This window comes from Burkholderia pyrrocinia, assembly GCF_018417535.1.
Taxonomy (GTDB): Bacteria; Pseudomonadota; Gammaproteobacteria; order Burkholderiales; family Burkholderiaceae; genus Burkholderia; species Burkholderia pyrrocinia_E.
The window spans coordinates 477,311-489,580 of the sequence record NZ_CP070977.1; the positions used below are offsets into that span (position 1 = coordinate 477,311).

Annotated in this window: 12 protein-coding genes; all 12 read left to right on the forward strand. The window is 60.0% G+C overall.

Features of this window, described 5'->3' with window-relative positions; all coding sequences use genetic code 11:
- Positions 1-4 precede the first annotated feature (4 nt).
- The 12 genes from bcpO to JYG32_RS02260 all read left to right on the forward strand — a co-directional run bounded on the left by bcpO (position 5) and on the right by JYG32_RS02260 (position 12,268).
- Complete coding sequence (bcpO, locus tag JYG32_RS02205; RefSeq protein WP_213264506.1) at positions 5-229, forward strand: CDI system lipoprotein BcpO; 225 nt, start codon at positions 5-7, stop codon at positions 227-229.
- A 24-nt stretch (positions 230-253) separates the two neighbouring features.
- Positions 254-2,014, forward strand: a complete 1,761-nt coding sequence (locus JYG32_RS02210) for a ShlB/FhaC/HecB family hemolysin secretion/activation protein (protein WP_213264507.1) — start codon at positions 254-256, stop codon at positions 2,012-2,014.
- 405 nt (positions 2,015-2,419) lie between these two features.
- Positions 2,420-3,004 carry a hypothetical protein gene (locus JYG32_RS02215; protein ID WP_213264508.1) on the forward strand — a complete coding sequence of 195 codons (585 nt, stop codon included), beginning with the start codon at positions 2,420-2,422 and terminating at the stop codon, positions 3,002-3,004.
- Between the two features lie 87 nt (positions 3,005-3,091).
- The gene (locus JYG32_RS02220) at positions 3,092-3,478 is read left to right on the forward strand and encodes a hypothetical protein (protein ID WP_213264509.1); all 387 of its coding nucleotides are present in this window, start codon (positions 3,092-3,094) and stop codon (positions 3,476-3,478) included.
- A 121-nt stretch (positions 3,479-3,599) separates the two neighbouring features.
- On the forward strand, positions 3,600-4,229 hold the full coding sequence (locus JYG32_RS02225; protein WP_213265361.1) for a CsgG/HfaB family protein: 630 nt from the start codon (positions 3,600-3,602) through the stop codon (positions 4,227-4,229).
- 45 nt (positions 4,230-4,274) lie between these two features.
- A complete protein-coding gene (locus tag JYG32_RS02230; protein WP_213264510.1) occupies positions 4,275-4,646 on the forward strand; it encodes a DUF4810 domain-containing protein in 372 nt (123 codons plus the stop codon).
- A gap of 10 nt (positions 4,647-4,656) precedes the next feature.
- Positions 4,657-5,325: a DUF799 domain-containing protein gene (locus tag JYG32_RS02235; protein WP_213264511.1), complete on the forward strand. Its 669-nt coding sequence runs from the start codon at positions 4,657-4,659 to the stop codon at positions 5,323-5,325.
- Between the two features lie 247 nt (positions 5,326-5,572).
- Positions 5,573-6,409 carry a CPBP family intramembrane glutamic endopeptidase gene (locus JYG32_RS02240; protein ID WP_213264512.1) on the forward strand — a complete coding sequence of 279 codons (837 nt, stop codon included), beginning with the start codon at positions 5,573-5,575 and terminating at the stop codon, positions 6,407-6,409.
- 94 nt (positions 6,410-6,503) lie between these two features.
- Positions 6,504-6,755: a hypothetical protein gene (locus JYG32_RS02245; RefSeq protein ID WP_213264513.1), complete on the forward strand. Its 252-nt coding sequence runs from the start codon at positions 6,504-6,506 to the stop codon at positions 6,753-6,755.
- 1,242 nt (positions 6,756-7,997) lie between these two features.
- Positions 7,998-9,208, forward strand: a protein-coding gene (locus tag JYG32_RS02250; protein ID WP_213264349.1) for an IS3 family transposase whose coding sequence is annotated in 2 segments (ribosomal slippage) — positions 7,998-8,313 and positions 8,313-9,208 — 1,212 coding nt in all. Because the reading frame shifts where the segments join, the coding sequence is not laid out codon by codon here.
- 109 nt (positions 9,209-9,317) lie between these two features.
- Positions 9,318-10,688, forward strand: a complete 1,371-nt coding sequence (locus tag JYG32_RS02255; protein WP_249744570.1) for an SWIM zinc finger family protein — start codon at positions 9,318-9,320, stop codon at positions 10,686-10,688.
- Positions 10,685-12,268: a DUF5691 domain-containing protein gene (locus tag JYG32_RS02260; RefSeq protein WP_213264514.1), complete on the forward strand. Its 1,584-nt coding sequence runs from the start codon at positions 10,685-10,687 to the stop codon at positions 12,266-12,268. Before JYG32_RS02255 ends, JYG32_RS02260 begins: the two co-directional genes overlap by 4 nt.
- Positions 12,269-12,270 lie beyond the last annotated feature (2 nt).

Here is a 12,270-nt window from a genome sequence, read left to right on the forward strand (position 1 = left end):
AACGATGGCGAAACTGACAGGAGGTTTTACGCTGGTATCGATCGTGGTAGCTGTGTCGCTTGCAGCATGCGAAACCGTGCCCCCAGATGCACCGCCGCGTCCGCCACTCAAGGCAGAGATGTCGCCAGTGCTCCCTTCTTGGTCGACAATGACGTGGGTCATGGGCTACTGGAAATGGAGTGGCACTGAGTGGGTCTGGATTCCGGGCCATCTTGCACCGAAACCATAGAACAAATTCAACAAACGTATCCGAATGAGAATCAGCCCGTCCGCTGTCCTGTTGTCGATTGCCTCCCTCGCGCCAATGACGGCATATACACAGCAGGTCCCATCTCCCGCCGACCAAGCCGCCGCCGGGCGTGCAAATGCGGAACAGGATCGGCAGGCGCAGCAGCAACGGGACGCGCAGCAGCGTGATGCAGCCGTGCGCGCTCCTTCCGTTCGCTCCGAAGTGCCGAAGGTCGAAGCGTATCCGGCCCTTCCTGTCGAATCGCCGTGCTTCCGCATTGACCGCTTTGCACTCGACGTGCCGGCCTCGCTGCCTGACGCGACGAGGGCGCAAGGCGCGTCCGCGTTGCCGATGGATCGCTTCGCGTTTGCGCGCGAGTGGTTGAATCGCTACGTCGGCCAATGCGTCGGCAGACAAGGCGTTGACGTGCTGGTTAAGGGGCTGTCTCAGGCGATTCTCGCGCGGGGCTATGTCACAACGCGCGTGCTCGTCCCTGAGCAAGACCTGTCGACCGGCACGCTGAAACTGTCGCTGATTCCCGGCACGATCCGTCATGTGCGCTTCGCCGACGAAAAACTGCGCGGCACATGGAAAACCGCCTTCCCGACCCGCGACGGCGAGGTGCTGAACCTGCGAGACCTCGAACAGGGTCTCGAGCAAATGAAGCGCGTGACGAGCCAGGACGTATCAATGCAGATCGTTCCAGGCGATCTGCCCGGCGAAAGCGACGTCGTCCTCGACGTAAAACGCGGCAAACCATGGACGGTCGTCGCATCGATCGACAACTCCGGTACGCGTGCCACCGGCAAGCTGCAAGGCAACCTGTCGGTTGGTATCGACAATCCGCTCGGTCTGAACGACATCTTGAACGTCGGCGTTAGCCAGGACCTCGAGTTCGGCGACAAGCGCCTCGGCTCGCACGGCTGGAACAGTTTCTATTCGATTCCGTGGGGCTATTGGACGGCCACGCTGTCCGCAAATACAAACACCTACTACCAGCAGATTGCGGGCGTGAACCAGACGTTCGTCGCGAGCGGCAACTCGAAGACGCTCGATTTCAAATTGGCCCGCGTGCTGGCACGCAGCCAGAACGACGTGTTCGGCGGATATTTCCGGCTGTCACGCCGTTTCGGACAAAGCTTCATCGAAGACACCGAGATTTCGCAGCAGCGCCGCAACAACACGATCATCGAACTGGGCCTGACCGATCGCCACTATTTCGATGGCGCGCAGTTTGACGGCTCGCTCGCATACCGGCAGGGCGTCGGCGGATTCGGCGCGCAGGATGACACGCTTGCGGCAGATGGTGGCCCGACGTATCGCTTCAAGATGGCCGTGCTCGACGCGAACCTGTTGGTGCCGTTCGCGATCGGCAAGCAGCAGCTCCGCTATGTCGGCACGTTTCACGGCCAGTACACGGGGAACACGCTGTACTACCTCGATGACATGACAATCGGCAGCCGTTACACCGTGCGCGGTTTCGACGGCGAAACGATGTTGGCGGCGGCGCGCGGATTCTACTGGCGCAACGAACTGCAGATGCCGATCGGTCAGACCGGGCAAGCGCTGTATGCGGGGCTCGACTACGGGCGCGTATGGGGGCCGCAGCCGATCGCGCTCGTCGGGACGCAATTGGCCGGCGCAGTCGTCGGCGTGAAGGGCAGCGTCGGCACGCGCTTCGGCACCTACGCGTATGACCTGTTTGCGGGCACGCCAGTCTATAAACCGGCTGGCTTCCCGACGGCGCGCGTTACGGTCGGGTTCCAGCTGACTTCGCAGTTTTGAGCGGGGAGTCCCTTGTGGTGGAAGACAGGCAGTTGGACGAACCGAATATATCGAACGACACGCAGCCAGTCTGGTTTCCACCGCGTCACCCGTGGTTAAACAGAAGGCGTCGCGCGATGGAGAAGGCGCGACAGGCGCATGTCGCGCAGCCTACACCCGAGCGGACGCCCGTGCCCACTGCCGAGCCACGCATCGTCGTGAAGCGGAGGCGACGATTGGTTCTCGATTGATATTTCGAGTTTGATTGGTCGCGTCTAGGCTCCCCCCGGGTCTAGATGCTTTGCGCGGTACGCAGTATCGCCGCGCCTTTTTATGCAGGGACCACGCCGGTAAGCTTGCGACAAGTTTCCTGGATGGTGTTTTGTATATTTTGTTAGTTATATTTAATAATTGAGAGAAAAGAAAATGAAGAAACTGGTTCTGGTCGGTCTGATGGGTTCGGCGGTTCTGCTGGCCGCATGTGGCGGCGGCGATGGTGATGGCAGCAGCGGCGCGTCGTCCGGAAATTCGGCGGGTTCGACCTCGCAAAGCTCGTCGACCACGGCAGCGGCATTTGCTTGCCCGTCCGACTACAAGAAGCTGTCGATCACGAACAGCAGTGTGGTCGCCAACGCGAATATCAACGTCGTAACCGACGACGGCATCGCGACGTTGACGCTCAAGACGCCGTCCAGCGGCATTACCGGCGATTTAACCGTGTGCCTTGGCAAGCCGAATCCGGTACCTGCTGGCGTAACGGCGGACTACATCTACGAGGTGAAGTCCTCGGGCGATCTCCATTCGATGGCGTCCTCGACGCTGACGCTGAACTTTACGACGAACGTCAAACCGACCCAGAACCCGCCGGTTATCGAGTACGCGAACGTGTCGGGTGGAACCGTAACCTACACATCCGTGCTTCAGGGCGCGTCGGTTTCGGTCGCGCCGAACTTCAGCCTGTCCGCAAACGCACAGGAAGCCGGCTACTACGTGGTGCGCCTTACGAAATAACGCGGCAATTGCGATTTGACGAACCTCGTTTAGGCGCTTGGAACGTAGAAGCCGCAGCGGCCACGTCCTTTTTAGGTATGGATTCCATTGAAGTACAACATCGTAATCGGAAGTCTGTTGCTGCTGTCGACTGCGTCGGCAGTCGCTGAGTATCGAGAGACTTGGGTGAGTCCAAGCGAGTTGAAAAGTTTGGATGCGGGACACAAGAACACACGAAGCAAGGTGCTACCGGCAAAGCAATTGAAGCCGCAAGCATCGTCTTCGCGATCCCATGATCAACAAGGTCGTGCGCCGCGTCAGGTGCCTTCAGATCCGATTGCAGCATTTGCCCGCGACGATCGCGAAGTTCACGAGTCGCAAAAATCCCGGCCAGTTTCGACGCGGCCTCGTAAGGCGCAGATCGTTCAGCAGAAGGGAAGAAAGGCTGTCGGTAACAGTCGCAGCATGAAGGCGGTAACCCCGAAGATGGCGTGATCGTGGGCGGCCCGCAAAAATGATCCATACGCGGTGCCGTATTTTTAAGCTTAACAAGGAGATCTGATTGAAAGCTTCCAATAACTTTCACGTGCTGGTGATTACAGCCGTGGCGGCTGCCATGAGCTTGAGCGGCTGCGCAACGGAATCGTCGCGTACGCTCGACGTGCCGGCCGTCAGCAGCGCGCAGAAGCCGTATGCCGGCAAGCCCGTTGCGATTGCAGTCGGCAAGTTCGACAACCGCTCGAGCTATATGCGCGGCATCTTCTCGGACGGCATCGATCGCCTCGGCGGACAGGCGAAGACGATCCTTGTTACGCGTCTGCAGCAGAGCCGGCGCTTCAACGTGCTCGATCGCGAGAACCTCGACGAGATCAAGCAGGAAGCCGGCTTCATGAAGAAGGCGCAGGCCGTGAAGGGTGCGAACTACGTGGTGACGGGCGACGTGACCGAGTTCGGCCGTAAGGACGTCGGAGATCAGCAACTGTTCGGCATCCTCGGTCAGGGCAAGACGCAAGTCGCATACGCGAAGGTCAACCTGAACATTGTCGATACTGCGACGTCGGAAGTCATCGCATCGAGCCAGGGCGCGGGCGAATACAGCCTGTCGAATCGCGAGATCATCGGCTTCGGCGGCACCGCGAGCTATGACTCGACGCTCAACGGCAAGGTGCTCGATCTCGCGATCCAGGAAGCGGTCAATCACCTGGTCGAGCAGGTCGACGCAGGTGCGCTCAAGACGGCTCAATAAGCGCTGCGAACTTTATCGATTCACACGTCAGAACAAGGAAGAACTATGAAACGGGGTATTGGGCTGTCCGCGATTGCGGCAGTCTTGCTGCTCGCGGGCTGCGCGGCGCCGACCACGCCGCCGCTCTATCAGTGGAATGGCTATCAGCCTCAGGTGTACGAATACTTCAAGGGGAAGACGTCGCCGCAGGAGCAGATCGATGCGCTCGAAAAGGCACTGCAGGAGATTCGTGCGAAGGGCAACACGCCACCGCCGGGCTTCCATGCGCATCTCGGGATGTTGTACGCGAGCATCGGTCAAGAGCAGCAGGCGGAACAAGCGTTCCAGGCCGAGAAGCAGCTGTTTCCGGAGTCCGCGGCGTATATGGATTTCCTGATGAAGAAAAAAACTGCCTCGCAGAAAACCGCCAAACAGTAATGGACCTGCCATGTTGAAAACACTCAAGTTGTTGTCCGTGTTGTCGATCGTCGTGCTGCTGGGTGCGTGCGCACAGCCTGTGAAACACGTCGACTACACGGCCTTCAAGAACAGCAAACCGCGCTCGATTCTTGTGTTGCCGCCGGTGAACGAGACCAACGATGTCACCGCGACCTACGGGATGTTGTCGCAGATGACGTTGCCGCTCGCCGAGGCCGGCTATTACGTCGTGCCGGTTGCCGTGATGGACGAGACTTTCAAGCAGAACGGTCTGACGAACGCTGCCGAGATCCAGGGTACGTCGCCGGCGAAGTTGCGCGAGATCTTTGGTGCAGACGCTGCACTGTATTCCAAGGTGACGAAGTATGGCTCCGTTTATCAGATCGTCGACAGCACGACCGTGGTGGCGGCATCGGCAAGGCTCGTCGACCTGAAGACAGGCGACGTACTTTGGCAAGGCCAAGGTCGAGCGACCGGCAAGGAACTCGGCAATAACGTCAACGTCGGGGCATTCGGCATTGTCGGTGTGCTGGTGCAGGCTGCCGTCAAGCAGGTCGCGCACTCGCTGACAGACGAGGGCCACGATGTCGCCGCGCTGACGAGCAATCGATTGCTGTCGGCCGGGCCGCCGAACGGCTTGCTGTACGGGCCGAGATCGCGGAAGTATGGAGCGGATTGATCGCGTTTCGTTCGGGAGGGCGCACGGATCGATTGACGTGCGCTCATCAATGGAGCCCGCGCTAGAAAAATCGGAAAGGGTGCGAGCGCCGGATAACGGTTTAGCAGCAAATATAGGCGTTCGCGCTTGAGATGCCGTCGCGAGCTTGGTGACCGGATGCCGCATGAAACGCGGAATCGAGCGTCGGGACGGAATGATCGAGATCGTCGTCGTCGCATATGCTAGTAGCGTAGGTGGATAGAGTTCGATGAATTCTGGCTCAAATAACTATCACTTCCCCAATCTGCTTGAGGCCTTTTTTATCGTTGTTGTGCTGAATATGGGCGAGTATTTGGCGAACGCGATCATTTGGTCCATCGGACGAAGTGCGGGGCTTCAACCTATAGCAATCGCAACCATCGGGCGCGTTCTTGCAAACGGACTCGCATTTTCGGTGTTGCTTCACCACAGCAAATTTACCTACCGGGAGCTGCTGCACGAGGGTGCGGAATCTTGGCGAGCCACGATCTGCCGATTCGCGGTCCCCATTGCGCTGATCACCCCGGGAGTCTTGGTGGTGGTGAGTGTGGTGGAACTCGGAGTGGGGCAGTTCTTCCCTTGGAACGGGAGTCGAGATGAGGCACGCGAAGCATACTTGAACGGTGGGTTAGGCCTGATCGTGTTGACGTGCATGGTTGCACCGTTACTCGAGGAAATGTTGTTTCGCGGAATCATGCTGCGCAGCTTTTTGCGGCAGTATCCGTCAGGCACGGCTATCGCGCATTCGGCTGCTGTGTTCGGGCTTGCCCATCTGAATGTGTACCAATTCGTTCTTGCTTTCGGGCTCGGACTGTTGATTGGGAGGTTGTACGTGGCCACCCGATCCCTATTGCCGGGCATGATCCTCCATGCTTGCTACAACACCGCCGTAGTGATCGTTGCACTAAAGACGCCCTTCGATTTGACCAGAGAGAGTCTGCTGGAGGTCTGGCCCCCATCGTGGTGGTTTGGTGCCCTCGCGATCGGCTGCGTTGGCGCATGGTGGCTAGCCCAAGCTGTTGATGCGACTGAATCCGGCGCATCAAATGCGAAAGGGTCCCATTGAGAGCGATACGGGACACATGTCCGGATTGCTCGGCATTTCGTGCGCTAACTTATGCGAGACACGAGAATTTTCAGTAAATAACGGGTAGGAAATCATGCAACAGACACCAGAAACCAGTTGGATCTCGTTCATTCCGCTTCTGATTGCCTGCATCGGTGTAGCCTTTGCCGGCCATTACCTTGCGAAGGATAAAGGTCGCCCGGTTCTTCGCTGGACGATTCTCTGCATCATCCCGTTCGTCAATTTCTACTGTCTTGCTTATCTTGTCGGTTGCACGAACCTTCGACTTGAGGCGAAGCTCGATGCGATTTTGAAGGGGCAAGTGCAGAGTGCCGGAACGGAGTAGTGTTGTCGATGAGCCGACGGACGATCATCGGGGAACGTTTGAGAATGACGCGCACTGCTACGCGAAGCGATGGATGAAGGTAGCCCACTGAAACGCAAACGCCGGAGTTCCAATGACGCATTCTCGGTTCTCGGCGAAATCGCCGCTAACCGTGGGCTCACGCTCCTCACCGAGCAGTGGAGCGGCGCGCATTCTTCCTACCTGTTTCGTTGTGCGCTTGGTCACGAGTTCACTCGCATTGGTACGGTCGCGATGCGCGGTACGATATCGTGTCTCGAGTGCGAGCGAAGCAGGGTGGAGCATCGATTTCAAGATGCACTACGTGCCCGCAGAATCACGTGTCAAGAGGGACGCTTTCTTGGTCAGAACGTGCGTCAGCACTTCAGGTGCGACCAAGGCCACGAATGGACGACAGAGGCCCGCAAGATTCTTGAGGGCCATAGTTGTCCGTCATGTGCATTGGCTTACCGCGCCGAACAACTTACGGACAGAAACGGACTGGTACGGCTTCAGGAGGCAGCTGCAATGCATGGTGGTCGATGCCTTGCCGATGCCTATCTGGGTATCAAGGAAAACTACCTTTGGGAATGCGCGAATGGTCACCGATGGCAGGCGTGCGGATACAGCGTAGTCAAAGGGGGCTGGTGTCGAAGCTGCTTCGCGCGCCGCAATGGGGATGCGCGCCTCAAGCCAGAACGCCTCTCCGAGATACATGCAAGGGCAGTCTCAAATGGAGGGGAGTGCCTCGACGAAACGTATCGCGGAAGTAATTCCAAGTACCGGTTCCGATGCGCACGTGGACATGAGTGGTTGGGATGGGGGCACCAGGTCTTAGAGGGCAAGTGGTGCAGACGCTGCGCTAACCTCGACAGGCGTCGAACGATTGAAGAGATGAGTGCAATTGCAAAGGCTCGGGGCGGCAGGTGCCTGAGTACGGAATACTCGGGCTATAACGTCAAGCTGACTTGGGAATGCCACCTCGGGCACGTCTGGTCATCGACGCCAAGCACCGTGATAAGTCGGGGTGCATGGTGCCCAAATTGTTTTCGATTGCGCGTAACCCGTGATCCAGCTTTGCGTCGACGCTACGATTACAGTGTTAAATAGGCGGGTCATGTGTTGTGCCGCAAGTGAACGAATGCGGCGAGTGGAGCAGCCCCCTGAAACGCCGGACACAGTCACCCACTTACAATAACGGGTAGGCATAAGACTGTGTTTTTGACTAACACCAGGCAGGAAGTGATGGAAGTGTTGACGGGCCCGGAGCGCCGGCGGCGCTGGACGGCGGAGCAGAAGCTGGCGATGGTTCGCGAGAGTTTGGAGCCGGGGAAATCGGTTTCGATGGTCGCGCGCCAGCACGGCGTGAATCCGAACCAACTGTTCCACTGGCGCAAGTTGTACCAGGATGGGAGCCTGTCAGCGGTCAAGGCTGGCGAGGAAGTAGTTCCGGCCTCGGAACTGGCCGACGCGCTCAAGCAGATTCGTGAGCTGCAACGGATGCTCGGCAAGAAGACCATGGAGAACGAGATTCTCCGCGAAGCAGTCGAGTACGGCCGGGCAAAAAAATGGATAGCGCACTCGCCCTCGCTGCCGGAGGACGACCAGTGAAACTGGTTTGTGAAGTTCTCGGCGTGTCGCGCTCGAACGTATCGGCACGACTGTCGCGTCCGGCGACGTGGCGCGATGGCCGTCAATCGAGGCAGACTGACGACGCGGTCGCGGTCGAGGAAATCCGCCGGGTCATCGGCGATTTGCCCAGCTATGGCTATCGCCGGGTTTGGGGCATATTGCGCAACGAGCGCGTCGCGGTTGGGCTGGTGCCGTTCAATGCCAAGCGCATCTATCGCGTCATGCGCACACATGGGTTGCTGATGCAGCGTCGACCGATTCCGCCTCGCCCCCAACGTCGACACGACGGCAAGGTGGCCGTAGCGCGCAGCAATCAGCGATGGTGCTCCGATGGATTCGAGTTTCGCTGTGACAACGGCGAGCCGCTGCGCGTGACGTTTGCGCTGGACTGCTGCGACCGCGAGGCGATGAGCTGGGCGGCCACGACGGCAGGCCACAGCGGTGACATCGTGCGCGACGTGATGCTGGCTGCAGTGGAAAATCGGTTTGGCAACGAACTGCATACCCCGTCCGAAATCGAGTGGCTGAGCGACAACGGTTCGGGCTACACGGCCGACGACACGCGTCGGTTCGCAGCGGCCATCGGCCTGAAGCCATTGACCACGCCGGTGTGCAGCCCACAAAGTAACGGGATGGCCGAGAGCTTCGTGAAGACGATGAAACGCGACTACGTCGCCTTCATGCCGAAGCCGGACGCAGCGACTGCTGCACGCAACTTGGCCATCGCGTTCGAGCATTACAACGAGAAACATCCCCATAGCGCGCTGAAATACCACTCGCCTCGCGAGTTCCGGCGCTCGATGGATTCAGCAACCTTAGTGTGACGCGGTGTCCGGTATTACAGGGGCAACTCCAGCGAGATCGAGTGCGAATAGCAGAGGAGAATGAAACTTCGTGTCGTTGGTTGCTTGAATCGAGCGACGCCTCTGCACGATGCTTTCGGCCGTTTCTTTGGAACTAGACAACAAAGACGTGTATATACAGCTCACCGAACAACAGGTTTTAGCGTTGGCACCAGATAGCAGTTCGGCTGCGAATGGCAAGAAGCTGGCGCAGCCGAAGCAGTGGCCGATGCTCGGGCGCAATGATCGCGTGGTGTGGGGAGAGTGCCAGGGGAGTGGCAAGAATCCCTATCAGGTCCGTGTAGACCTCGGAGACTTCGCGAGCAAATGTTCGTGTCCCAGCTTCAAGTTCCCGTGCAAGCATGCGCTTGGCTTATTGCTTCTAAGCGCCAACCAGCCGGACTTCGTTGAAGTTGCCGACGAGCCCGAATGGGTCAGCGAATGGCTGAACAAGCGGGCGGACAATGCGGCCAAAAAGGAGGCGCGGGCGGTCGCCAAGGCGGAAGCGCCGGTGGACGAAGTCGCGCAGCGAAGACGTGCCGAGAAGCGCGAAGCGCGCGTCATTGACGGCATGGCCGGCTTGCAAGTTTGGCTGGAGGATCTGGTACGCAACGGACTCGCGCGCTTGCCGGCGCAGGGCCCCGCGTTCTGGGAGCAGATGGCGGCACGACTGGTCGACGCGCAGGCAACCGGCCTGGCCGCGCGAGTGCGCGCGTTGGCGGACTTGCCGGGAAGTCATGAAGCATGGCCCGAACGATTGCTGGCCGAGCTCGGGCGCCTGGCGTTGGCGGTCCGTGCCCATGAGCGGTTCGATTCTCTCCCGCCGGATCTGCAGCAGCATCTTCGTCAACTGATCGGTTTCAGTCAACGTGAAGAAGACGTGCTGGCCGATGGCGAAGCATTGCGCGATCGTTGGCACGTGTTCGGACAGATCGTCGACGCAGACGAGCGCGTGCGTGTACAGCGGACTTGGCTTTTGGGCGAGATGAGCGGTCGACGTGCGCTGTTCCTGCGGTTTGCCGCAGGCAATCAGCCGTTTCCCGAGACCTGGTTGCCCGGCGCCAGGTTCGATGGCGAATTGGTTTTCTGGCCGGGTGCCGGATCGCAGCGTGCCATGCTGAAAGGCACAGCGGCGCCGTTGCCGTCGCCCGTTGCATTTTCGCGTACTCGGGATCAGCTCGGCATGCTCGACGATGCCGCGAACGCCCTGGCCGCCAACCCCTGGCATGATCGCCTTGCAACCGTGCTGGACGCAATCGTGCCGGTGCTCACCGGCGGGATGTGGCATGCGATCGATGCGACAGGCCATGGGTTGCCGCTTCACGGCAGCAACCACTGGACATGGCTGGCGATTGCCGGTGGTCGCCCTCGGGCCGTTGCGGTGGAGTGGGACGGTTGGGCGATTCGGCCACTGGGCCTGTATGCCGACGGACGCTATCAAAGCCTGACAGGAGTCGCATGATGCATGAACTCGTTCGCATCGCGCTCGTCGGAACGGCCAACGCGCCGCAGGACACGCCCACGCTCGCGGAGATCGACGCGTTGTTGCCCGACGGAAGCCGGGAACAACGCGTGTTATGGCAGGCCGGGAGCCTAGCTGTGTACAGCGATGCCGGACGGCTGCCGCATCCAACGAAACTGCCGTGCGCCGCGCCGGACGAAACGGTACCGGAAATGCCGGCAGCGCTCGTGCCCTTGGTCGCTGCCGCGATCTCGGACGAGATACCGGAACTCGGCGAATGGCTGGCGCCGCGCGTCGCGCAGGCCGGCTATCGCTTGCCGCCGGCACTGTTGCCGCGCGTGCTCGGCAAGGCCGCTGCGTTGACACATTGGCATGACGTCCTCGGTGAACGCGGTTGGTGGCTCGCATTGCAGAATCCGGACTGGGATGCGCGCCTGAGGAAGCTTCAGCCTCCGGAGCTGGATGAAGCGGCGTTGCTGCGTATCTGGGACGAGGGTGACACGACTGAACGTGCCAACGCGCTAGCGGCGTTGCATGGCATCGATGCCGCCAAGGCGCGCGATTTGCTGGTCGCCGTTCTGCCGCAGGAGAGGGCGGATCAGCGCCAGCAGTTCGTCAACGCGTTGGCGGCCCATCTGGGTGCGGAGGATGAGGCGCTCCTCGAAAGCCTGCTCGACGATCGTGCACAAACGGTACGGATCGCGGCGGCCGACCTGCTCGCCCGACTGCCAGCCTCGGCCTTCATGCGCCGGATGTCGGCGCGGGCCGATGCCTGTCTGCGCTGGCAAGCGGCGACACCCATCAATGGCGCCGTCGCCAAGTTTGCCGCGTTACTGGGTAAGCGCAACGACCCGGCGTTGTTCGTCGACATCCCCAGCGAACTGCCGAAAGATTGGGCGCGCGATGGCATTGTCGATGTGACGCATCACGGGGAGGGAAAGCGTGCGTCCTGGTTGCGGCAGGTGCTGTCGCTGATTCCACCCGCGCGCTGGACCGAAGCCGCAGGCACAGAAGCGCAAGAGTTGATTCCATTGATGGCCCGCAATGACTGGGCCGATGCGCTGTTGGCCGGATGTGCTACCGCGGCGTGTCGAGCAAGCGATCACGAGTGGTCGGCAGCCTTCCTGAGGTTTGCATTGGGAAGCGACGAACCGATGGCTCGATTGGGTGCGCTGATACCTGCCCTGTGGGAAGCTTCGCTTCCGGTCGTTTGCGAAAGCGAGCTGTGCCGCCAGCTTGCGTTGGGCGAGGTCGACTTGGCTTCGGCATTCGCTCGCCGGCTGGATGCGCCGTGGCCGACCGAGGTCATTCGCACCTTGTCTCGGACATTCTTCTCGGATGCCAAACAAACCCGCACGCCAACAGACCTGATGCTGCGCTACGACCTGGCCGCTCTGGTCAAGCTGGCGATATTGCGCGCGGCCGATGACGATCTGGCGCTACTGACACCGATCGTCGAACTGTATGGCAGCTGGCTCGGCAGCGAATTCGCCGGCCAATCACGAATGCTGGAGCAGGCGCGTGAAATCGTCACGCTCATGCAAGCCAAACACACCATAATCAAGGAGATGCCGCTATGAGC